This is a genomic window from Pantoea agglomerans NBRC 102470 (genome assembly GCF_001598475.1).
GTDB classification, from domain to species: Bacteria; Pseudomonadota; Gammaproteobacteria; order Enterobacterales; family Enterobacteriaceae; genus Pantoea; species Pantoea agglomerans.
Genome location: NZ_BCZA01000008.1, coordinates 37,747 through 59,496 on the forward strand (window position 1 = coordinate 37,747; position 21,750 = coordinate 59,496).

At 57.6% G+C, this 21,750-nt stretch carries 20 protein-coding genes; 13 read left to right on the forward strand and 7 right to left on the reverse strand.

The genetic code is table 11. The features are described from left to right. The first annotated feature begins 58 nt into the window (after nt 1–58). Nucleotides 59–1,297 (forward strand): MFS transporter, encoded by a 1,239-nt coding sequence (locus tag PAG01S_RS16555; protein WP_010258883.1) that lies wholly within the window; start codon nt 59–61, stop codon nt 1,295–1,297. 166 nt (nt 1,298–1,463) lie between these two features. Here PAG01S_RS16555 and xylB read toward each other — a convergent pair whose 3' ends face one another. Then, nucleotides 1,464–2,906, reverse strand: coding sequence for a xylulokinase (gene xylB, locus PAG01S_RS16560; protein WP_062759427.1), 1,443 nt, complete (start codon nt 2,904–2,906; stop codon nt 1,464–1,466). A gap of 17 nt (nt 2,907–2,923) precedes the next feature. Next, a complete protein-coding gene (gene xylA / locus PAG01S_RS16565) occupies nt 2,924–4,246 on the reverse strand; it encodes a xylose isomerase (RefSeq protein WP_010258886.1) in 1,323 nt (440 codons plus the stop codon). A gap of 344 nt (nt 4,247–4,590) precedes the next feature. Between xylA and xylF the strand changes: the two genes are divergently transcribed. The 4 genes from xylF to xylR all read left to right on the forward strand — a co-directional run bounded on the left by xylF (nt 4,591) and on the right by xylR (nt 9,581). Continuing rightward, entirely contained in the window at nt 4,591–5,583 is a 993-nt protein-coding gene (xylF, locus tag PAG01S_RS16575) for a D-xylose ABC transporter substrate-binding protein (RefSeq protein ID WP_010258888.1), read from the forward strand. 28 nt (nt 5,584–5,611) lie between these two features. Beyond that, complete coding sequence (locus PAG01S_RS16580) at nt 5,612–7,132, forward strand: xylose ABC transporter ATP-binding protein (RefSeq protein ID WP_062759429.1); 1,521 nt, start codon at nt 5,612–5,614, stop codon at nt 7,130–7,132. Beyond that, a complete protein-coding gene (gene xylH / locus PAG01S_RS16585) occupies nt 7,125–8,309 on the forward strand; it encodes a xylose ABC transporter permease XylH (protein ID WP_062759430.1) in 1,185 nt (394 codons plus the stop codon). The genes PAG01S_RS16580 and xylH overlap by 8 nt, the downstream gene beginning before the upstream one ends. A gap of 93 nt (nt 8,310–8,402) precedes the next feature. Beyond that, nucleotides 8,403–9,581 carry a D-xylose utilization transcriptional activator XylR gene (gene xylR, locus PAG01S_RS16590; protein ID WP_010672192.1) on the forward strand — a complete coding sequence of 393 codons (1,179 nt, stop codon included), beginning with the start codon at nt 8,403–8,405 and terminating at the stop codon, nt 9,579–9,581. Between the two features lie 58 nt (nt 9,582–9,639). On the opposite strand, the gene PAG01S_RS16595 is transcribed toward xylR, so the two are convergent. The 5 genes from PAG01S_RS16595 to PAG01S_RS16615 all read right to left on the reverse strand — a co-directional run bounded on the left by PAG01S_RS16595 (nt 9,640) and on the right by PAG01S_RS16615 (nt 13,814). Next, a complete protein-coding gene (locus PAG01S_RS16595) occupies nt 9,640–10,773 on the reverse strand; it encodes an ROK family transcriptional regulator (protein WP_022624794.1) in 1,134 nt (377 codons plus the stop codon). Between the two features lie 210 nt (nt 10,774–10,983). After that, a complete protein-coding gene (dnaC, locus tag PAG01S_RS16600) occupies nt 10,984–11,724 on the reverse strand; it encodes a replicative helicase loader DnaC (protein ID WP_010258898.1) in 741 nt (246 codons plus the stop codon). Next, nucleotides 11,724–12,260, reverse strand: a complete 537-nt coding sequence (gene dnaT / locus PAG01S_RS16605) for a primosomal protein DnaT (RefSeq protein ID WP_033780812.1) — start codon at nt 12,258–12,260, stop codon at nt 11,724–11,726. Before dnaT ends, dnaC begins: the two co-directional genes overlap by 1 nt. 111 nt (nt 12,261–12,371) lie before the next feature. Then, complete coding sequence (locus PAG01S_RS16610) at nt 12,372–13,052, reverse strand: hypothetical protein (protein WP_010671597.1); 681 nt, start codon at nt 13,050–13,052, stop codon at nt 12,372–12,374. Nucleotides 13,053–13,127: 75 nt separating this feature from the next. Further along, nucleotides 13,128–13,814 (reverse strand): autotransporter, encoded by a 687-nt coding sequence (locus PAG01S_RS16615; RefSeq protein WP_010258902.1) that lies wholly within the window; start codon nt 13,812–13,814, stop codon nt 13,128–13,130. 153 nt (nt 13,815–13,967) lie between these two features. On the opposite strand from PAG01S_RS16615, the gene PAG01S_RS16620 reads away from it, so the two are divergent. The 8 genes from PAG01S_RS16620 (at nt 13,968) to ghrB (ending at nt 21,740) form a co-directional block, all read left to right on the forward strand. Continuing rightward, nucleotides 13,968–14,534, forward strand: a complete 567-nt coding sequence (locus PAG01S_RS16620; RefSeq protein ID WP_045139480.1) for a DNA-3-methyladenine glycosylase I — start codon at nt 13,968–13,970, stop codon at nt 14,532–14,534. Nucleotides 14,535–14,644: 110 nt separating this feature from the next. Next, complete coding sequence (locus PAG01S_RS16625) at nt 14,645–15,307, forward strand: OmpA family lipoprotein (RefSeq protein WP_033768418.1); 663 nt, start codon at nt 14,645–14,647, stop codon at nt 15,305–15,307. 135 nt (nt 15,308–15,442) lie between these two features. Further along, entirely contained in the window at nt 15,443–16,423 is a 981-nt protein-coding gene (locus PAG01S_RS16630) for a LacI family DNA-binding transcriptional regulator (RefSeq protein WP_062759431.1), read from the forward strand. Nucleotides 16,424–16,488: 65 nt separating this feature from the next. Then, on the forward strand, nt 16,489–17,514 hold the full coding sequence (locus PAG01S_RS16635) for a LacI family DNA-binding transcriptional regulator (protein ID WP_010258906.1): 1,026 nt from the start codon (nt 16,489–16,491) through the stop codon (nt 17,512–17,514). A gap of 139 nt (nt 17,515–17,653) precedes the next feature. Then, nucleotides 17,654–18,403 carry a hypothetical protein gene (locus PAG01S_RS16640; RefSeq protein WP_033773196.1) on the forward strand — a complete coding sequence of 250 codons (750 nt, stop codon included), beginning with the start codon at nt 17,654–17,656 and terminating at the stop codon, nt 18,401–18,403. A 9-nt stretch (nt 18,404–18,412) separates the two neighbouring features. Beyond that, a complete protein-coding gene (locus tag PAG01S_RS16645; RefSeq protein WP_010671602.1) occupies nt 18,413–19,378 on the forward strand; it encodes a sugar kinase in 966 nt (321 codons plus the stop codon). Nucleotides 19,379–19,410: 32 nt separating this feature from the next. Continuing rightward, a complete protein-coding gene (locus PAG01S_RS16650; RefSeq protein WP_022624800.1) occupies nt 19,411–20,691 on the forward strand; it encodes an MFS transporter in 1,281 nt (426 codons plus the stop codon). 74 nt (nt 20,692–20,765) lie between these two features. Next, nucleotides 20,766–21,740 (forward strand): glyoxylate/hydroxypyruvate reductase GhrB, encoded by a 975-nt coding sequence (ghrB, locus tag PAG01S_RS16655; RefSeq protein ID WP_062759432.1) that lies wholly within the window; start codon nt 20,766–20,768, stop codon nt 21,738–21,740. The last annotated feature ends 10 nt before the right edge of the window (nt 21,741–21,750 follow it).

Consider the following 21,750-nt stretch of genomic DNA (forward strand, 5'->3'; position numbering starts at 1 on the left):
GGTCACATCCTGAACTCTCTCTATAATTGCGGCACTTTTCTTTATGAGGTGCGCAACGATGTCCCCTTCTCCCCAATCTAAGCCCGGCGTAACGCCAGGCAAAGCGATGCTGGCTGCGGTCAGCGGTTATGCCATGGATGGATTTGACCTGCTGATACTCGGCTTTATGCTGCCGGCTATCAGTGTTTCGCTGGCGCTCAACCCATCACAGGCGGGATCGCTGGTGACCTGGACGCTGATTGGCGCGGTTATCGGTGGCATCGTATTTGGTCATCTCAGCGACCGCTATGGCCGCATCCGCATGCTCACCGTCACGATTCTGGTCTTCTCGGTCTTTACCGGCCTGTGCGCGGTGGCGCAGGGCTACTGGGATCTGCTCGCCTGGCGAACGCTGGCGGGTGTCGGTCTGGGTGGCGAATTTGGTATCGGCATGGCGCTGATTGCCGAAGCCTGGCCGGCGGAGAAGCGTAATCGCGCATCAGCGTGGGTTGGCATCGGCTGGCAACTCGGGGTGCTGATGGCGGCCTTTATCACACCGCCGCTGCTGACTATCATCGGCTGGCGCGGCATGTTTCTGGTCGGCTTGTTGCCTGCGCTGGTCTCGTTTGCCATTCGTCGCGGCATGGGTGAACCGGAGGCGTATCAACGGCAGGTTAAACATGTGCCGTCACTCTCTTTTCCGGCGCGCCTGAAACTGCTGGTGCGCGATCGCGCCACCGCCAAAGCCAGCCTGGGCATTTTTATCCTCTGTTCAGTACAGAACTTTGGTTACTACGGGCTGATGATCTGGATGCCGAGTTACCTCTCCTCCAGCTTTGGCTTCAGCCTGACGAAGTCGGGCCTCTGGACCGCGGTGACCGTGGTCGGGATGACCTTTGGCATCTGGCTGTTTGGCGTACTGGCCGACCGCTTCGCACGCTGGAAAATCTTCCTGCTCTATCAGTTTGGCGCAGTAGTGATGGTGGTGGTGTATGCTCAGCTGCGCGACCCGAACATCATGTTATTTACTGGCGCGATCATGGGGATGTTTGTTAACGGCATGATTGGCGGTTATGGCGCGCTGATTTCCGATACTTTTCCGCCGCAGGTGCGTGCCACCGCGCAAAACGTCCTGTTCAACCTTGGCCGCGGTGTGGGCGGCTTCGGCCCGGTGGTGATTGGTCTGCTGGCGAGCCAGTTCTCGTTTACGGCGGCGATTACCCTGCTGGCGCTGATTTATCTGCTGGATATTGCGGCGACGCTGTTCCTGCTGCCGAAGAAACAGGGTCAGGAAGATACGCTGGGCGCGATTGGCTGATGCTGCCGTGATGGTATGGCTGGGTAAGTGTCATCCCGGCCATTCCGGGTCAGTAATATGGCTCACGATCACCTGTTCTGCCTTCATTACCCCCCTGGCATTACATGGCAGGGGGATCCGTTAACAGGCGATTTAAATCCATAACAGGCGGAGCGTTCTCACAGGTTTACTTCATCAGCGGCAGGAGCTGTTGATACAGCGTCGCAAAGGTCTCACGACGTGGCTGGTAGTGCGCTACCCGGGCCGGATCCGGCTGGTGTCGCTGCACCAGAACCGGCGTCGGCACGGTGACCTCTGCATCCAGCGCCTGCTGTGCCAGCCTGGCGGCCCCCAGCGCCGGGCCAACCTCCCCGCCATGGCAGTAATCCAGCGTCTGGCCGCTGATGTCTGCCAGCATCTGACGCCACAGTGCACTGCGTGCGCCGCCGCCGATCAACATAATGCTCTTTGGCTGAACGCCACAGTCGTGCAGCGCGTCCATGCCCTCCGCCAGCGCAAACCCTACGCCTTCCAGCACCGATCTCGCCAGCTCGGGACGGCCATGCTGGTGGGTAAAGCCAAAGAAAGCACCCCGGGCATTCGGGTTATTGTGCGGCGTGCGCTCACCGGAAAGATAGGGCAGAAACCACAGCCCGGGCAGGTCATCGCGTGCGCGTTCAGCTTCAGCCAGCAGCTCAGGAACATCTCTGCAACCGGTCAGCGTCGCTGCCCAGTCCAGACAGGAGGCTGCGCTGAGCATCACCGACATCAGATGCCAGCGCTGGGGTAACGCATGACAGAAGCTGTGTACCGCGCGCTGCGGATTGCTGAGATAGCCGTCGCTCACCACGAAGTAGACGCCCGACGTACCCAGCGACAGCATGCCCTGGCCCGGTTCGGTCATGCCGACACCAATCGCACCCGCAGCATTGTCGCCACCGCCCGCCGCCAGCGGCACGGCGTTCATCTTCCAGCGTGTGGCCAGTTCGGCATGTAAGGTGCCGGTCAGGGCATTGCCCTCATAGAGTTGCGGCATCTGATCGCGGCTGAGGTCGCAGGCGCGCAGCATCGCATCGCTCCAGTCACGCCGCGCCACATCCAGCCACATCGTGCCTGCTGCATCTGACATATCGGTGGCGAAGTCGCCACTCAATCGCCAGCGCAGGTAATCTTTGGGCAACAGCACGTGAGCGATCTGACTGAATATTGCCGGTTCATATTGCTGAACCCACAGCAGCTTGGGAGCCGTGAAGCCGGGCATCATCAGGTTGCCGGTGATCGCCCGCGAATCCGGCACCTTCTGTTCCAGCTCACGGCACTGCGCCTCGCTGCGCCCATCATTCCAGAGCATGGCCGTTCGTAATACCTGGTTTGCACTGTTGAGCAGCGTTGCACCATGCATCTGTCCGCTCAGCCCGATGGCCTGCACCGCGCGCAGATCCTGCTGCGCGCTCAGCGCCTGCATGGCCAAATCCAGCGCCTGCCACCAGCTTTCGGGATCCTGTTCGCTCCACAATGGCTGCGGACGCGAAACCTGCAGCGGCGCTGTTTCCGTCGCCACCACGTTGCCTTGTGCATCCATCAGCACCACTTTGACGCCAGAGGTGCCTAAATCGATCCCGATAAACATGCTCTGCTCCTGAGGGGTTAGAAATCAAACAGGTAGTGATTTACCAGATTTTCCAGCTGCTCCTGACGTCCGCTCTGATGCTGCGGATTGAGCTGCTGCTGCTGAGCATGCGCCGCCAGCGCCTCCAGTGAAAACTCGCCTTTCAAAATTTGCTGGCCGAACTCACCATTCCAGCCGCTGTAGCGCTGTGCCACACGCTTATCGAGTTCACCGTCGCTGATCATGCGAGCGGCGACTTTCAGCGCCAGCGCCATGGTATCCATCGCGCCAATATGACCGTAAAAGAGATCATATTTATCAGTGCTCTGACGACGCACTTTGGCATCAAAGTTTAAGCCGCCAGTGGTAAAGCCGCCCGCCTTGAGGATTTCGTACATCACCAGCGCATTCTCTTCCACGCTGACCGGGAACTGATCGGTATCCCAGCCGCACTGCGGATCGCCGCGGTTGGCATCCACTGAACCAAAAATGCCCAGCGCAATGGCCGTCGCAATTTCATGATGGAAAGAGTGACCCGCCAGCGTGGCGTGGTTCGCCTCAACGTTAACCTTGATCTCTTTCTCCAGTCCGAACTGTTTCAGGAAGCCATAAACCGTCGCGACATCATAGTCATACTGATGTTTGGTCGGCTCCTGCGGTTTCGGTTCAATTAGCAGCGTTCCCTGAAAGCCAATTTTGTGTTTGTGCTCGACCACCATCTGCATAAAGCGGCCAATCTGCTCGCGCTCCTGGCGCAGATCGGTATTCAGCAGAGTTTCGTACCCTTCGCGTCCGCCCCACAACACATAGTTTTCGCCGCCCAGGGTTTTGGTCGCCTGCATGGCGCTGCAGACCTGCGTCGCTGCCCAGGCAAAAACTTCAGGATCGGGATTGGTGGCAGCCCCGGCTCCGTAGCGTGGATGGGTAAAGCAGTTGGCTGTGCCCCACAGCAGTTTCACGCCGGTCTCCTGCTGTTTCTCCAGCAGTTTATCGGTCATGGCGGCAAAATTCTCTTTGTAGCTGTGCAGCGAATCGCCTTCTGGTGAGACATCAACGTCATGGAAGCAGTACCACGGCACATTCAGCTTGTGGAAAAACTCAAAGGCCACATCCGCTTTCAGTTTTGCCAGCTGCAGCGCATCTCCGCTTTTCTGCCACGGACGATCAAAAGCGCCGACACCAAACATATCCGCGCCATTCCAGCAGAAGGTGTGCCAGTAACAGGCGGCAAAGCGCAGATGCTCCGCCATGGTCTTGCCGAGGATCACCTCATCGGGATTGTAGTGGCGGAAAGCGAGAGGATGAGTCGACTGGGTGCCTTCATAACGAACCCGATCGATCTGATCGAAATAAGCGTGCATGGTTTGCTCCTTAGCATCAGTACCCGAATGGCCTGCGTTGAAGCAATATTTGATATTGGCTGCTGCCTCAGCTCAATTACGATATTTCACTACGGGTGTCAGATAATTATTATTTGTGCGCTGGCTCGCAAAATAATGTTCTTTACGGGGTGGTTTATCATTATCGCTCTCTTGTCCGAAAAAGATGAAACCTCGATCGCGCTCATAAAAAATGAAATAAACCAAAAAACGTAATAGCCGGATAAAAATCAGTAATTGCTGTAACAGGAAAATAAGGGCAACAATTCATCCGCCTGGTTTATAGGCCTGAAACGACAATAGCCTCAACCTACAGGATGATCACAATGAAGATGAAACATGCACTGCTCGCCGCCTGTGCGGCGCTGGCGCTGTTCAGCCAGACCAGCGTGGCAAAAGAAGTGAAGATCGGCATGGCGATTGACGATTTGCGACTCGAACGCTGGCAGAAAGACCGCGACATTTTCGTAAAACAGGCTGAGACGCTGGGCGCGAAGGTGTTTGTTCAGTCAGCCAACGGCAACGAAGAGACACAGATGTCGCAGATTGAAAATATGATCAATCGCGGTGTCGATGTGCTGGTGATTATTCCTTACAACGGTCAGGTATTGAGTAATGTTGTCGCTGAAGCGAAACGGGAAGGCATTAAAGTGCTGGCGTATGACCGAATGATAAATAATGCCGATATCGACTTTTATATCTCTTTCGATAATGAAAAAGTGGGCGAGCTTCAGGCCGAGAGCATTGTGAAACAGGTGCCTAAGGGCAACTATTTTTTAATGGGCGGATCGCCTGTGGATAATAACGCACGCCTGTTCCGTGCCGGACAGATGAAGGTGTTAAAACCCTATATTGATAACGGCAGCATTAAAATTGTTGGCGACCAGTGGGTCGATGCCTGGCTGCCGGAAAATGCCCTGAAAATTATGGAAAATGCCCTGACCGCCAACGGCAACCATATCGATGCGGTGGTGGCCTCTAACGATGCCACCGCAGGCGGCGCGATTCAGGCGCTGAGCGCGCAGGGGCTTGCAGGAAAAGTGGCGATCTCCGGTCAGGATGCCGATCTGGCAGCCATTAAGCGTATCAAAGCGGGCACCCAGACCATGACGGTTTACAAACCGATCACTGAGCTCGCCACCGAAGCGGCGAAAATTGCCGTCGAACTGGGCGAGGGCAAAACACCTGCCAGCAACAGCACGCTTAACAATGGTCTGAAAGAGGTTCCGTCACGGCTGCTGAAGCCGATTCCGGTCAACAAAGACAATATTGAAAGCACCGTGGTGAAAGACGGTTTCCACAAACAGAGCGAACTCTGACTGCGCATAGCGTGAGGGAGAACAGTCGATGCTGCTGGAAATGAAAAATATCACCAAGCGTTTCGGTGCCGTGAAGGCGCTGAATGATGTCAGCCTGCAACTTGAGGCGGGCGAAGTGATGTCGCTGTGTGGTGAGAATGGATCAGGCAAATCGACGCTGATGAAAATCCTGTGCGGACTCTATCCGCACGGCGATTTTGAAGGGCAGATTCACTTCTCTGGCGACGACATTCAGGCGCAGACCATTCGCGATACCGAGCGTAAAGGCATTGTGATTATTCATCAGGAGCTGGCGCTGGTGCGGCAACTGACGGTGATGGAGAACATTTTCCTCGGTGCCGAACTGAGACGTTTCGGCATGGTGGATGATGAAACCATGACCCTGCGCTGCCAGCAACTGCTGGCGCGGGTCGGGCTGAACGTTTCTCCCGCCACCCGGGTCGGTGAGTTAGGCCTTGGGCAGCAGCAACTGGTGGAGATTGCCCGCGCCCTTAACAAACAGGTCCGGCTGCTGATTCTGGATGAGCCGACCTCTTCCCTGACGGAGCAGGAAACGGACGTGCTGCTCGGCATCATCCGCAATCTGCGTGAACACGGCATTGCCTGCATCTACATCTCGCACAAGCTGAATGAGGTTAAGGCGATCTCCGATACCATCTGCGTGATTCGTGACGGCCAGCATATTGCTACCCGTCCGGCAGCGGGCCTGAGCGAAGATGACATCATCACCATGATGGTGGGACGCGAGCTGACCGCGCTCTATCCCCACGCGCCGCATCAGATTGGCGACGTGATACTGAAAGTTGAAAACCTCACCGCCTGGCATCCGGTTAACCGCCACATCCGCCGCGTTAACAATGTCTCGTTCTCGCTCAGACGCGGTGAAATCCTCGGCATCGCCGGGCTGGTGGGCGCGGGCAGGACTGAGACAGTCCAATGTCTGTTTGGCGTCTGGCCGGGGCGCTGGCAGGGCGATATCTGGATCAATGGCAAACAGGTCAACATCACCGATTGCCGCGCCGCCATTGCGCACGGCATCGCGATGGTGCCGGAAGATCGTAAAAAAGATGGCATCGTGCCGCTGATGGCGGTGGGCAAAAATATTACCCTGGCGGCGCTGGACCAGTTCAGCCACCGACTCTCAACGCTGGATGAAGCGCAGGAGCAGCAGGCGATCAATGACGCGATCGGTCGGCTGCGGGTGAAAACCTCCTCATCAGAACTGCCGATTGGCCGTTTAAGCGGCGGCAACCAGCAGAAAGCGATTCTGGCGAAATGTCTGCTGCTCAATCCAAAAATCCTGATCCTCGATGAACCGACGCGCGGCATTGATGTGGGCGCACGTCAGGAGATCTACCTGCTGATCAATGCGCTGGTTCAGCAGGGTATCGCGGTGATTGTGATTTCCTCTGAGCTTCCGGAAGTGCTGGGCCTGAGCGATCGGGTGCTGGTGATGCATGAAGGGCAGATCAAAGCCGATTTGATTAACGATAACCTGACTCAGGAGCAGGTGATGGAAGCTGCCCTGCGGAGTGAACATTATGCTTAAAAGTGAAAGTACCCAAAGCCGCCTCTCCGGCACGCCGGGCAAACCGTCACCGGGCAGGTTCACACTGCCTAATCTGCAGGTTCTGGTGATGCTGGGCGCAATTGTGCTGATTGCCCTGTTCTTTACCTGGACCACAGACGGCTCGTGGCTCAGTGCGCGTAACGTCTCCAACCTGCTGCGTCAGACCGCCATCACCGGCATTCTGGCCGTGGGTATGGTGTTCGTGATTATCTCGGCGGAGATCGACCTGTCAGTAGGTTCCATGATGGGCCTGCTGGGTGGCGCGGCGGCGATATTCGACGTCTGGCTCGGCTGGCCGCTGCCGCTGACCATCGTGGTGACGCTGGTGATGGGATTACTGCTTGGCACGTGGAATGGCTGGTGGGTGGCCTACCGTAAAGTGCCTTCGTTTATCGTGACGCTGGCGGGAATGCTGGCTTTCCGCGGTATTCTGGTCGGAATTACCGATGGCACTACGGTTGCGCCGATCACGCCAGGCATGTCGCAGATTGGTCAGAGTTATCTGCCGGGCGGCGTCGGTTTCGGCTTTGGCTTTGCCGGTCTGGCGTTGTTTATGTTGTGGCAGTGGCGGCTGCGGCTGCGTCGTCAGCAGCTCGGACTGGCGCAGGGCGCAGCCAGCGGCACCGTCGGGCGTCAGGCGATCACCGCCATCTTAGTGCTGGGTGCCATCTGGTTGCTCAACGACTATCGCGGCGTGCCAACGCCAGTGTTACTGCTGGCCGTGCTGTTGCTGGCGGGCATGTTTATGGCAACCCGCACTGCTTTTGGCCGTCGTATCTACGCCATCGGCGGCAACATTGATGCTGCGCGCCTGTCTGGCATTAACGTGGCGCGCACCAAGCTGGCGGTGTTTGCCATCAACGGTGTGATGGTGGCGATTGCCGGGCTGATCCTCAGTTCACGACTGGGCGCAGGCTCGCCGTCGGCGGGTAACATTGCGGAACTCGACGCTATCGCCGCCTGTGTCATCGGCGGCACCAGCCTGGCGGGTGGCGTAGGTTCGGTTGCGGGCGCAGTCATGGGGGCGTTTATTATGGCCTCGCTGGATAACGGCATGAGCATGATGGATGTGCCGACTTTCTGGCAGTACATCGTCAAAGGCGCGATTCTGCTGCTGGCGGTGTGGATGGATACGGCAACGCGGCGTCGGGTGTAATCGCGCGGGCGATCACATTGTGGCGCAAACAATTTTTTTGCCCCTTTCAGCCGTGTTATGCAATGCGCTGAGGATTTAAGGGAACGCGCCATCATGCATGAGAAACGCTATCGCATTACCCTGCTGTTTAACGCCAACAAAGTGTATGACCGTCAGGTTGTGGAGGGCGTCGGTGAGTATCTGCAGGCTTCGCAGACTGACTGGGATATCTTCATCGAAGAAGATTTCCGCTGCCGCATCGACAACATCCGGGAGTGGCTGGGCGATGGGGTGATCGCCGATTACGACGATCGCTCTATCGAAACCCTGCTGTCGAATGTCTCCGTGCCGATTGTCGGCGTTGGCGGCTCTTACCACCGGCAGGAGGATTATCCGCCGGTGCACTACATTGCCACTGACAACGCCGCGCTGGTGGAGAAAGCCTTTCTGCATCTGAAAGAGAAGGGCATTAACCGCTTCGCCTTTTATGGTTTACCGGTCTCCAGCGGCAAGCGCTGGGCACAGGAGCGTGAACAGGCGTTTCGCCAGCTGGTGGGACGTGAGCGCTATCAGGGCGTGGTCTATCAGGGCATGGAAACCGCGCCGGAAAACTGGCAGCACGCCCAGAACCGTCTCGCCGACTGGCTGCAGACACTGCCGCCGCAAACCGGCATTATCGCCGTCACGGATTCACGGGCGCGACACCTGCTGCAGGCGTGCGAACACCTGAAAATACCGGTGCCGGAGAAGCTTACGGTGATCGGGATTGATAATGAGGAGCTGACCCGCTATCTGTCACGCGTGGCGCTCTCGTCCGTGGCGCAGGGCTCGCGACAGATGGGCTATCAGGCGGCCAAACTGCTGCATCGGCTGCTGGATAAGCAGCCCTTACCGCTTCAGCGCATTCTGGTACCGCCGGTGAAAGTCATCGCCCGGCGCTCTACCGACTTCCGCTCGCTGCGCGATCCGGCGGTGATTCAGGCGATGCACTACATCCGCTTCAACGCCTGTAAGGGGATTAAAGTGGAGCAGGTGCTGGATGCAGTCGGGCTGTCGCGCTCTAATCTGGAAAAACGCTTTCGGGATGAGACCGGCGACACCCTCCATGCGATGATCCACCGTGAAAAACTGGAAAAAGCGCGCGAACTGCTGGCCTCTTCATCGCTCAACATCAACGAGATATCGCAGATGTGCGGCTATCCTTCGCTGCAATACTTCTATTCGGTCTTCCGCAAAAGCTACGACACCACGCCAAAAGAGTATCGCCAGCATTTTGGGGAGAATGTGTTGTAGCAGGAAGCGTTCAGTCTGAGGTGGATGGATACCGGATGAATCAGGGCGGCTTGAGCCACTAGATCATCCGCTGCTCACTCTGCTCCAGCACCGCCAGCGCCAGCCCGTTGGCCGGATCGATCCGCTGCTCAGGAAAGTGCAGCAGGGTATGTGCGGCGGTAAAGGCCAGCGCGTTGCCGTGTGCGGTAGTGCGCACCGCCTTGCAGAAGACTTCACTGGCGTTCCACGGACAATCAATGATGATGGTGGCGGGATTGAGCAGCAGCATAATCTGACTCAGCGCCGCACCCAGATAGCCACCCGCCTGCGCCATCACCTCATCCACCACCCGTGGCGCGCTGTCGCGGTTCTGCCAGCTCAGGCCAGGCTGACGCTGCGCCAGCTGCTGTTTAACCGCAGGCTGGCTGACCAGCGCTTCCAGGCAACCGCGGCGGCCACAGCTGCAACGCGGGCCGTCGGGCTGGACAACCAGATGTCCCGCCTCGCCCGCCGTCCAGCTGTGCCCGGTAAATACTTCGCCATGCTGTACCAGTGCGCCGCCAATTCCCTCGGAAATACGCAGATAAAAGTGACCGCTCTCCACAGATAATCCACGTAGCTGTACCGCCAGCAGCGCAGCGGCTTTGACATTATTCATAATGCGGATGGGGAGACTGACGTGCTTACTCAGCGCGCCCAGCAGGTCAACATCCTGCCATTCGAGGGGCAATGAAATATGCATCCAGCCGCGCCGGGGATCGACGATACCGGGAAAACCCAGGCCAATGCCGAGCAAATCAGGATAGCTTTTCATCAGTTCCCGGCACAGCATCGCCAGCTCAGCCAGCAGTCGGGTCGGGTTACTGGTATCGGTGCGCAGCGTCTTTTCAGCCAGCACCTGTGAAAAATAGTCGCAGACCCGCCAGTGGATAACGTTGCGTTCCACCATGATGCCTGCGCTCTTGAGCTTTTCCGGTCGCAGGGTAATCCCGATTTTAGGCCGTCCGGCGGACGCGACGCTGACCGGCCCCAGCTCCTCTATCAGACCCTGCTCCAGCAGGTCATCAATGATTAAGGAGACGGTATTTTTGCTGAGTGTCAGCGCCTCCGCCAGATCCTGACGCGACGTCACGCGCAGCTTACGCAGCTGAGTCATCACCCGTTTCTGGTTATTCAGTCGCAGTAGTGCAGGGCCTTTGCCGTTCGTTTTCATTACGGGTTCACTCAACAGAGGAGTAAGAATTGAGTGTATCAGCCCATACGTATTCCACATCCCACACTTTTGCGGGCGGTTTCACACAACCCGATCGCCTGTGGCTAAGATCGTGACCGCGATCAGATCGTGGGATTAACGCCGGGTTTTTCTGCTGCACCAACGGCCGAACGTCGGAATGATCCTGACTCAGCGCTGCCGGGTCACTGTTTAATATTCGTCGCCGCGTACCCGACTGCGATAGCTTTCCCAGTCGAAGCGCACCCACAGGCTGTTGCCAAGGCGCATACGGTCCATGACACGTTCGCCCAGCAGCGTATTCATGCCCGCATGGTCGAGGTTGGATAACATGCCGGTCGGGCGTTTCGAGGAGGATCGGCGATCGACAATCTGGTTAATAATCACTTTTTCGTAGCGCGATTCACTCTGCATACCGATCTCATCAATCACCAGCAAATCAACACTGCTGAGATCCTGAATCAGCCGCTCTTCGGTAATGCCGCTGCTGCCGCTGAAGGTGCCCTTCATGCTCGACATCAAATCAGCAACCGTCACGATCAGCACGCTTTTACCGCGCAGGATCAGGTCGTTGCCAATCGCGGCGGCCAGATGGTTTTTACCGGTGCCGGGACGGCCTGAAAAGACAAAACTGGCGATGCTGCCATCAAATTCAGCGGCATACTGACGCGCCAGTTCCAGCGCCTTGCGCTGTCCCTCATTCTCTACCCGGTAATTATCAAATGAGCAGTTCATATGCAGCTCGCGAATGCCGGAACGGCCCATTACGCGCTGCATTTTCATTGCGCGATTCTCACGCACAATCGCCTCTGATCGCAGGCGACCCTGCTCCTGATTCCACGCCAGTAGCTCTTCGCCATTGGCAAATTTAGGACGTGTGCCTGCGGGCATCATTTTTTTCAGACGGTTAAAGAGATCGTTTGGCGTTTTCATCATTCACCTCGGAAACCATCGGGAATGGTACGGTCAGGATCGGGCAACTGCGTGATATCACGCTTCGGTTGCCCGCCGTTTGCGGCACGGTTCATCTGAATGCTGCGTGCCAGTTTCTGTTGCCACTGTACATGATGGAACATCCGGCCTTCCGCCTGCCAGTAAGCCACAAAGGCCGCCAGCTCGCTGGGGGTCACCGGTTCACCCAGCGCCACACCCCAGATCGCGGCCTGGCGCGTAAAGTCGGCATCCGGCTGCCAGCCCTGATACATGGCGAACTTACCAGCCGGCGTGTGGATCGCGGCGGGGGAATCGTCATACAGGCTGTCATCCAGCGCCACATCATTCGGCTGCCGGGCGGCGGCTTCCAGCGCCAGCAGCTCAGCCAGACGCTTAGGTGTGATGGCGTACATCACCGGCGCATAATTATCTAACACCGCCAGCGTGCCCTTTTCCGCCTGCTGCAGGGCAGTCAGCGGATCCTGTCGGAAGGCATCCAGGCCAATGAGCGTTGAAGTTAAGATTTTAGCTGACATGAAAAGACCTGAGGTTAACGAACACCTTGCGCCGGGAACCCGTCGCCGACGCAGAAGTGTTTATTGTACCTTTTTTAATGATGCGGATCGCTTAAAAAGCAAGAGTGCGGATCAGTGCGAGGTGACCGGAGAAGTGGCGTGACGGGCCGGTGCAGATTCGGTGGCGTGCACGCTGACGGCCGCGGCGGCCGGACGGGTCTGCCATAGATAGCGAACCGAGGCCAGCCAGCACAGGCCGTAACCCAGCAGTTCGGTGCCCTCTTCGGCCATGTTTTTCACCACGCGGTTGTAATCTCCCAGCATCAGGTGCTGCCACAACGCATGAATACCAAACAGTCGTGAGAAGACCAGCACCACTAAAAAGCCGGAGGCCATCACCGGCCAGCTGCGGTGCTGCAGCAGCCTGGCCAGCGCATGCAGGGTTTTTTTCGGCGTTCGCAGCGCGACGGCCAGACAACCGGCCGTCACCGCCAGGGCGAACCAGATCCAGCTGCCATGCTGGATAGCATCAAACACAAAGTCGAGCTCACGGATCAGCATACAGCTATAGAAGCCCGCCACTAAGGTCAGCGCGCCGCGCTGAGCCGGACGGCGCTGGGCCGCAATAAAGAACAGGGCGGCAATCACCGCCAGCATGATTTCCTGGGTGGTTTCAGTAAAAGAAGTTTCGTGCAGCGCATCATTCATCCAGGCCACATCAATATAGATGGGCAATATCATCAGAGCGAGAAAGAGTGCTGCCAGTATGAAGACCGTCATTTCACGGCCAATAATTGTCAAATCGTTGCGCATAGTGTTACCAGTATAATGATTAGCGGACTCATTATATTTTAAACGCCCGATTCCCTTTCTCTTTTCATGCCCCGGTCAGAAGCTGGCGCTGAAGCCAAAGGTATAAAGTTGCTGCTCCTGGTTATTCAGCGCTTCGCTTTGTGAAAACGCGGCGAAAGCCGCCAGATTATCGTTCAGAGGCACTTGTGCACCGATGCTCAGATCGATGCCTTCGGACTGATCGGTGCCGTTCGTCGCCTCACGCCGGGGATTCTGCGGCGTGTCTGCCAGCAGATAGTGATAACTCAGCTGCGCCCAGGGCGATATCCATCCCTGCTGTGAATCGATGCGCCAGCCGACGCTGGCGCTCTGCTCACGACTCTGCTGATCGCTGTAGTCACATTGCAGACAGTTCATCTGCTGCGGATCAACGGCATACTGCGCCACCGGCCCGGTGGTAAATGACGGGGCAATGGGCAGGTCAACCCCAGCCCGATAGCGTTTTCCCAGCGGGGTGGTGCCTACGCTGCCGGTTTCACTGTGGACGGCGATGGGTGACGCGGTGGGAGAGTTGATGGCGGCTTCAAACAGGGCGCGGCTCTCATCGCTGAAGGCGAGTGGCGTCAGGGCGATCTTCTCCGCCAGAATCGTATCGTAGTCGGGCAGAAAGTCGGGATGTTGAGGCGCAGAGATGCCGCCGCGCGCAAAAGTCGGTTGCGTTAAGATTAACAGCCATACAGCACAGCAGATCCGCAGACCTTTCCAACCGCTTCTCGGCAACATCGCTTCTCCAGGCAAGGCTGAAGTTATTATCCGGCGTTTAAATTAAATTTCGGCCCGTCTCTGTTATTTAACCGGTGATCGTTTAACTATCAACCGATTAATTCTAAGATCAAGCGGACCGCTAAAATATTCTCGTTATAAAGGAACAAAGCGATGCAACGATGTGGTTGGGTAACGCAGGATCCCCTCTATCTGGCTTATCACGACAGGGAGTGGGGTGTGGCACAGAGAGACAAGCGTGCGCTGTTTGAGATGCTCTGTCTGGAAGGACAGCAGGCGGGGTTATCCTGGATTACCGTGCTGAAAAAGCGGGAAAACTATCGGGCGGCGTTTCACCAGTTTGATCCGCAGGCCATAGCGTTGATGGATGCGGCAGAGATCGACACGCTGATGCTCAACAGCGGCATTATCCGCCACGCCGGAAAAATCGCGGCGATTATCGCCAACGCCCGTGCTTATCTCCAGATGGAAGCAAAAGGGGAGGATTTCAGCCACTTCGTCTGGCAATTTGTCGATAACGTGCAAATCGTTCACCATTATCCTGACTATAGCCAGGCTCCCACCACGTCAGAGCAGGCCATTGCGCTCTCGAAGGCGCTAAAGCAGCGTGGTTTCAAATTCATCGGCCCCACAATCTGCTACTCCTTTATGCAGGCCTGCGGGCTGATAAACGATCATCAGAGCAACTGTTTTTGCCATCCTGACAACCAAAAGGCGTAATTCCCGCTAAATCAGGATTTTTCCTCACTACATTCCCGGCCACCAGGCGGCATAATCGTGCCACTTATGGGAAAGGTTTTCCCCTGTGTGTCGAATGTAAGGGAACAAAAATGCAGAAGAAATTAATCGCCATCACCTTGTTATTAAGCGGCAGTCTGGCCCTGCCAGGTTGTACCACCAATCCTTACACCGGCGAATCTCAGGCGGGTAAGTCAGGTGTGGGCGCAGGCCTGGGTGCGTTAGTGGGTGCCGGTGTCGGCGTACTCTCCTCGTCGAAGAAAGATCGCCGTAAAGGTGCGCTGATTGGTGCTGCAGGCGGAGCCGCACTGGGCGGTGGCGTGGGCTACTACATGGATGTGCAGGAAGCGAAACTGCGCGACAAGATGCGCGGTACGGGCGTCAGCGTGACCCGTAATGGCGATAACATCGTCCTGAATATGCCAAACAATGTCACCTTCGACTCCAGCAGCAGCAATCTGAAACCTGCCGGCGCGAACACACTGACAGGTGTTTCAATGGTGCTGAAAGAGTATCCGAAAACCGCGGTAAACGTAGTGGGTTATACCGACAGCACCGGCACCCGCGCGCTGAACACGCGTCTGTCACAGCAGCGTGCTGAAAGCGTCGCCAGCGCGTTGATCGTGCAGGGTGTTGCCAGCGACCGCCTGCGCACGCAGGGCGCAGGCCCGGATAACCCGGTTGCCAGCAACAGCACCGAAGCAGGCAAAGCGCAAAATCGTCGTGTTGAGATCACGCTCAGCCCGCTGGGATAAACGCGGTCGCCCCCGCCCGGGGGCGCCTTTTTTCTGTAAAGCATCGCGTTAAAAGTATCAGTAATGTTTCTGCGAATAGAGCCAGCAGAGGCTTTATGGTAGTCTGATCAAAAATTGATCAATGGACGCCTTCCCATGTCTCTTAAAGCCATCGCTACGGTTTTAGGTCTTTCCGTAACGACCGTCAGCCGCGCCCTCAATGGTTATCAGGATGTCGCTCAGGAGACGCGTAAACGCATCGAAGAGGAAGCGCAGCGGCGTGGTTATCGGCCTAATGCGGCGGCCCGGCGTCTGAAAACCGGCCGTGCTAACGCGGTGGGGTTCGTCTACCCGATCGGCGCCTCTCCCCTGAATGGCAGCGACTTCAGCGACATGCTGCTGGCGCTGGAGCATTACCTTGCCCGTTATGACATTAACCTGCTGTTGCTGGCGGATAAGCAGCAGAGTCAGGCGACGCTGACACGCCTGCTGCGCAGTGGCGCCGTTGATGCCCTGATCGTCGGCCACACCACGCCAGAAGACAGTCGGCTTCATGCTCTGCTCCAGACCAATTTTCGTTTTCTGGCGCTGGGCCGCAGCGATCTGCCATCGACCTATGCGTGGTTTGATGTTGATCACCTTGCCGGTTCACAGCTGGCGGTGGGCTGGTCGCTGGCGCAGGGACGGCAGCGGATAGCCTGGCTTGGCAGCAATGAAAACAGTACGCGGGTGCGTGACCGGCGTCAGGGTTATCTGACGGCGCTGGGGGAAGTTACGCCTTACGCGATGGCGGCGGTGGCACCGTCGCGTCGCGCCGGCTATCAGCAAACCCGGGAGTGGCTGGCAGAGGGGCCAGTACCGGAAGTGATCATCACCGACTGCGCTGCGCTGGCTGAAGGCGCGGCTCTGGCGCTGCAACTGGCGGGGCGTGCAGCGGGCGAGGGTGCCATTCTGCTGGCGGGCTGGGAAGGATTGCCGCGAGATGCGATTCTCGATCATCCCATTGTCGCCATTCGCCAGGCGACGCCGCATCAGGCCGGTGAACAGGTGGCTGAAATGGTCATCCGGCTGATTGATGGCGCACCGCCGGAAACGTTACAGACCCTGTGGCAACCCTGGCTGCAATTACCGGCGTAGCGCTTTTTGCGCCGGGCTTTGCTTGTGCTAGTCTCTGCCGGGTTTCTTATTACGCAGGATATCTCATGAAAATCAGGCCGCCTCGCGCCACCATCAGCGATGTTGCTCACGCGGCACGAACCGGTAAAACCAGCGTTTCACGCTATCTCAATGGTGAACTGCATCTGCTCTCTGCCGGTCTGAAAGCGCGGATCGAACAGGCTATTGCTGATCTCAGCTATCGCCCGAGTCAGATGGCGCGCGGCCTGAAGCGCGGACGTACCCGCCTGATCGGGCTGATTATCGCCGATATCACCAATCCCTATTCTGTTGATGTCATGAGCGGTATTGAAGCTGCCTGCCGCGAGCAGGGCTTCACGCTGCTGATGTGTAACACCAATAACGAAGTGGATCTGGAGCAGCACTATCTGCAATTGCTGAGCAGCTATCAGGTTGAGGGCATTGTGGTAAACGCAGTCGGGATGCGCGAAGAGGTGCTGAACCATCTGCAACAATCCCTGCTGCCGATGGTGCTGATTGACCGTAAAATCCCCGATTTTCCCTGCGATGTGGTGGGCCTGAATAACGCCGAGGCAGCTGAAACGGCAACGCGGCATCTGGTCGACAATGGCTATGATGCGCTGCTGTTTCTTAGCGAGCCGCTGGGCAGCGTCAACACGCGCCGTGAGCGCCTGCAGGCCTTCCGCCAGCTATTGGCAGAGCATCCGCAGGTTGAGCATGAGAATACGGAAGTGGCGCTGCATCAGCCCGCCGCGCTGGATCAGGCGCTGCTGGCCTTTCATCAGCGTCACACCGGCAAACGTTGCGCAGTGATGGTCGCCAACGGGGCGCTGACCCTGCAGGTAGCGCGATCGCTACAAAGACTCAATCTGCACTGGGGCCGCGATATCGGCCTGCTCGGTTTTGACGAACTGGAGTGGGCGGCGCTGGCCGGTGTCGGTATCACCACGCTGAAACAGCCCACCTGGCAGATTGGCTACAGTGCGCTGGAACGACTGATTACGCGCATCGAAGGCAGCGGATTGCCGGTTGCCGAGCAGGTCTTCTCTGGCGAACTTATCGTTCGCGGCTCCAGCCAGCCTCTTAACTGAATTTCAGATTTAACCTTCCGTTTACGTGCTCGCTTCGTGAGCACGATCATAATTTCACAGTTTGCTGCTTTGCTTTGGAACCGGTTCCATTTAGGGTTTTTGTATTCGTTATGGGCAGAACCCTGCCATGGAGTAGAACATGAAACCTGACATCATCGTGGTGACCGCCGCATATGGCCACGCACAGATCGCCGCTCTCGGCGGTCAGCGTGCGCTGCTGCCGATTATCCAGCAGGCGGGCGCAGACGGGGTCGAAATCCGCCGCGAACTGCTTGATGACGCGGCACTGGCCGATCTGCCGGCACTGGCCCGGGCGGTGGCGCAGCATCAGCTGCACAGCAGCTATTCGGTGCCCGATACGCTGTTTTGTGACGGCGGCGAAATCAATCCCCGTATAACCCACTACGTTGAAGAAGCACGCCAGTTAAACGCTCAGCGGCTGAAAGTGGCGCTGGGAGAGTTCACCGGTGCGCTGCCTCGCGAAGCGTTGCAGGCGCTGCTGGCGGATCTGCCATTTCAGCTGACGGTAGAAAACGACCAGACTGAGCATGGCCGACTGGCTCCGTCAGTCGCCTTTTTCACGGCGGTCAGGGAAGCGGATCTGCCGATCAGCATGACCTTTGATATGGGTAACTGGTGCTGGACCGGTGAGGATGCCGATCAGGCGGCGCAACAGCTGGCTGCGCAGGTGGGCTATGTGCATGTCAAAGCCGCCGTGGCGCACCAGGATAGCTACCGTGCGATTGCGCTGGATGAGGCTGATGACCACTGGCGCACACTGCTGCAACAGTTGCCCGCACAGGCAGCGCGCGGTATTGAATTTCCGCTGGAAGGCGACGATCTGACTGCGGTGACACGCCACTACGTGTCGCTGCTGCGTAACGTGTAAGGAGTGAAGATGACCACGCATCACACTATGCATCACAACGGTCCGCTTGATGTTGTCACTATCGGTGAAGCGATGGCGATGTTCATCGCCCGTGAAACCGGCGACCTGGCCGCAGCAGAGACCTTTGTTAAACGCGCGGCGGGCGCTGAACTCAATGTGGCGACCGGCCTGGCTCGTCTTGGCCTGAAAGTGGGCTGGGTCAGTCGTATTGGCGATGACGCTTTTGGCCGTTTTATCTGCCAGCAGCTGGAAAAAGAGGGTATCGACCACGCCCGGGTGACGGTCGATAAGCGCTATCCCACCGGTTTTCAGCTCAAGTCCAAAGTCGATGACGGCTCTGATCCACTGGTGGAATATTTTCGTAAAGGCTCGGCGGCCAGCCATCTGTCGGTCGACGATTTTGACGCGGACTATTTTGGTTCGGCGCGACATCTGCACCTGAGCGGTGTGGCGGCGGCGCTGTCAGAGAGTTCGCTGGAGCTGCTGAAGCACACCGCCAAAGAGATGCGTGCGCGCGGTAAAACTATCTCGTTTGATCCTAACCTGCGGCCGGTGCTGTGGCGCAGCGAAGAGGAGATGCGTAAGCAGCTCAATCTGCTGGCGGAGTATGCCGACTGGGTACTGCCGGGCGAAAAAGAGGGGCTGATTCTGACCGGCTATCGTCAGCCAGAAGCGATCGCGGATTTCTATCTCGATAAGGGCGTGAAAGCGGTCGTGATTAAAACCGGTTGTGACGGTGCCTGGTATAAAACGGCGCAGGGCGAGCAGGGCCAGGTTGAGGCGATAAAAGTCGACAACGTGGTGGATACCGTAGGCGCCGGAGACGGCTTTGCCGTTGGCGTCATCAGCGCCCTGCTGGAAGGTCAGTCGCTGCCGCAGGCGATTCGTCGCGGCAACAAAATTGGTTCGATGGCGATTCAGGTCATTGGTGACAGCGAAGGTCTGCCGACGCGTCAGCAACTGGGCGACGTGTAGTTCGCGCCCCTCTACAGTCACAGGAGTTCCCGATGAAAAAGCAGACAATCGCGCCAAAACGCTGGTGGTTCATCATGCCCATCGTGTTTATCACCTACAGCCTGGCGTATCTCGATCGTGCAAATTTTAGCTTCGCTTCTGCTGCCGGGATTAATGACGATCTCGGCATCACCAAAGGCATGTCCTCGCTGCTGGGTGCGCTGTTCTTCCTGGGTTACTTCTTTTTCCAGATCCCGGGTGCAATTTACGCCGAACGCCGCAGCGTCAAGAAACTGATCTTCTGGTGCCTGATCCTGTGGGGCGGCTGTGCCTCACTGACCGGCGTGGTGAGCAACATTCCGATGCTGGCGGCCATTCGCTTTATTCTGGGCGTGGTGGAAGCCGCGGTGATGCCCGCGATGCTGATCTACATCAGCAACTGGTTTACCAGGTCGGAACGTTCACGCGCCAACACCTTCCTGATCCTGGGTAATCCGGTCACGGTGTTGTGGATGTCGGTCGTGTCAGGCTATCTGATCGAATCGTTTGGCTGGCGTGAGATGTTTATCTTCGAAGGGATTCCGGCGGTGGTCTGGGCGATCGCCTGGTGGTTCCTGGTGCAGGATAAGCCGGCGCAGGCGCGCTGGATGAGCGATGCCGAGAAAGCGGCATTGCAGGCTGAACTGCAGAAAGAGCAGGAAAATATTAAAGCGGTGCGCAACTACAGCGAAGCGTTCCGCAACCGCAACGTGATCATTCTCTGCCTGCAATATTTTGCCTGGAGCATCGGCGTCTATGGCTTTGTGCTGTGGCTGCCGTCGATTCTGCGTAACGGCACGCAGATGGGTATGGTAGAGGCGGGCTGGCTCTCTGCGGTGCCTTATCTGGCGGCGACCATTGCGATGGTGGTGGTCTCCTGGGCGTCGGATAAAACCCAGAACCGTAAGCTGTTCGTCTGGCCGCTGCTGCTGGTGGGCGCGCTGGCGTTCCTCGGCTCTTATCTGGTGGGATCGAACAATTTCTGGATGTCCTACACCCTGTTAGTGATTGCCGGTGCCGCGATGTATGCGCCTTACGGACCGTTCTTCGCCATTATTCCTGAGATGCTGCCACGCAATGTCGCCGGTGGCGCAATGGCGCTGATCAACAGTATGGGTGCGCTGGGGTCGTTTATCGGTTCATGGATTGTCGGCTATCTTAATGGAGCCACCGGCAGCCCGTCCGCGTCCTACATCTTTATGGGATCGGCCCTGCTGGTTTCGGTGTGGCTGACGCTGATTGTGAAACCGGCGCAGAACAAAGCGCCGCCGCTGCAGGGTGCGAAACCCGCCTGAAAGCGTAAACGTTAGCCTCTATTTCTCCGGGCGGCCTGCAAGCCGCCCGCTACTTATTGACCGGGAGCCACCGAATGAAACCCGCTGTAATTCTCTATAAAAAACTGCCCGACGATCTTTATGCTCGCCTGGCTGAACAGTGTGACGTGACGGAAATCAGCGATCTCTCGCCGGAAAGCCAGCAGGAACATGCTGCGGCGTTCCAGCAGGCAGAAGGTCTGCTGGGATCGGGCGGTAAAGTGAATGGTGAGCTGCTGGCGAAGATGCCCAATCTGCGCGTCTGCTCCAGCGTCTCTGTAGGCTATGACAATTTTGATGTGGATGCGCTGAATCAGCGTCACGTGGTGCTGATGCACACGCCGACCGTGCTGACCGAAACCGTGGCGGACACCATGATGGCGCTGGTACTGAGCACCGCGCGTCGGGTGCCGGAACTGGATGCCTGGGTCAAAGCGGGCAACTGGCAGAAGAGCATCGGTCCGGCACAGTTCGGCATCGACGTGCACCATAAAACGCTGGGTATTCTCGGCATGGGACGTATCGGGATGGCGCTGGCGCAGCGCGCCCACTTTGGCTTCGGTATGAAAATCCTCTACAACGCCCGCCGCGAGCATGAAGAGGCGCAGTCGCGCTTTGGCGCACAGTGCTGTGAGCTGGAGGCGCTGCTGAAGCAGAGTGATTTCGTCTGCATCAGTTTGCCGCTGACTGAAGAGACGCACCATCTGATCGGTGCCGCCGAGCTTGAACTGATGAAGCCGGATGCGGTGCTGATCAACGCCGGTCGCGGGCCGGTGGTGGATGAAAATGCGCTGATCGCCGCGTTGCAGGCGGGCAAACTGCATGCCGCCGGGCTGGATGTGTTTGAGCAGGAGCCAGTCTCTGCCGACTCTCCGCTGCTGTCGCTGCCCAATGTGGTGACGCTGCCGCATATCGGTTCTGCCACCCATGAAACCCGCTACGGCATGATGCAGGATGCGGTAGAAAATCTCCTCGCTGCACTCGGCGGAAGCGTCGAGAAAAACTGCGTGAACCCGCAGGCGCTGAAGTAATCCCCTCGCC

Coding starts and splice junctions, on each gene's coding strand:
- xylH (WP_062759430.1), top strand. CDS start 7,125: ATGCTTAAAAGTGAAAGTACCCAAAGCCGCCTCTCCGGCACGCCGGGC.
- ghrB (WP_062759432.1), top strand. CDS start 20,766: ATGAAACCCGCTGTAATTCTCTATAAAAAACTGCCCGACGATCTTTAT.
- xylB (WP_062759427.1), bottom strand. CDS start 2,906: ATGTTTATCGGGATCGATTTAGGCACCTCTGGCGTCAAAGTGGTGCTG.
- PAG01S_RS16640 (WP_033773196.1), top strand. CDS start 17,654: ATGAAACCTGACATCATCGTGGTGACCGCCGCATATGGCCACGCACAG.
- xylR (WP_010672192.1), top strand. CDS start 8,403: ATGCATGAGAAACGCTATCGCATTACCCTGCTGTTTAACGCCAACAAA.
- PAG01S_RS16630 (WP_062759431.1), top strand. CDS start 15,443: ATGTCTCTTAAAGCCATCGCTACGGTTTTAGGTCTTTCCGTAACGACC.
- xylF (WP_010258888.1), top strand. CDS start 4,591: ATGAAGATGAAACATGCACTGCTCGCCGCCTGTGCGGCGCTGGCGCTG.
- PAG01S_RS16555 (WP_010258883.1), top strand. CDS start 59: ATGTCCCCTTCTCCCCAATCTAAGCCCGGCGTAACGCCAGGCAAAGCG.
- PAG01S_RS16580 (WP_062759429.1), top strand. CDS start 5,612: ATGCTGCTGGAAATGAAAAATATCACCAAGCGTTTCGGTGCCGTGAAG.
- PAG01S_RS16595 (WP_022624794.1), bottom strand. CDS start 10,773: ATGAAAACGAACGGCAAAGGCCCTGCACTACTGCGACTGAATAACCAG.
- PAG01S_RS16615 (WP_010258902.1), bottom strand. CDS start 13,814: ATGTTGCCGAGAAGCGGTTGGAAAGGTCTGCGGATCTGCTGTGCTGTA.
- PAG01S_RS16645 (WP_010671602.1), top strand. CDS start 18,413: ATGACCACGCATCACACTATGCATCACAACGGTCCGCTTGATGTTGTC.
- PAG01S_RS16650 (WP_022624800.1), top strand. CDS start 19,411: ATGAAAAAGCAGACAATCGCGCCAAAACGCTGGTGGTTCATCATGCCC.
- PAG01S_RS16625 (WP_033768418.1), top strand. CDS start 14,645: ATGCAGAAGAAATTAATCGCCATCACCTTGTTATTAAGCGGCAGTCTG.
- PAG01S_RS16620 (WP_045139480.1), top strand. CDS start 13,968: ATGCAACGATGTGGTTGGGTAACGCAGGATCCCCTCTATCTGGCTTAT.
- PAG01S_RS16610 (WP_010671597.1), bottom strand. CDS start 13,052: ATGCGCAACGATTTGACAATTATTGGCCGTGAAATGACGGTCTTCATA.
- dnaT (WP_033780812.1), bottom strand. CDS start 12,260: ATGTCAGCTAAAATCTTAACTTCAACGCTCATTGGCCTGGATGCCTTC.
- xylA (WP_010258886.1), bottom strand. CDS start 4,246: ATGCACGCTTATTTCGATCAGATCGATCGGGTTCGTTATGAAGGCACC.
- dnaC (WP_010258898.1), bottom strand. CDS start 11,724: ATGAAAACGCCAAACGATCTCTTTAACCGTCTGAAAAAAATGATGCCC.
- PAG01S_RS16635 (WP_010258906.1), top strand. CDS start 16,489: ATGAAAATCAGGCCGCCTCGCGCCACCATCAGCGATGTTGCTCACGCG.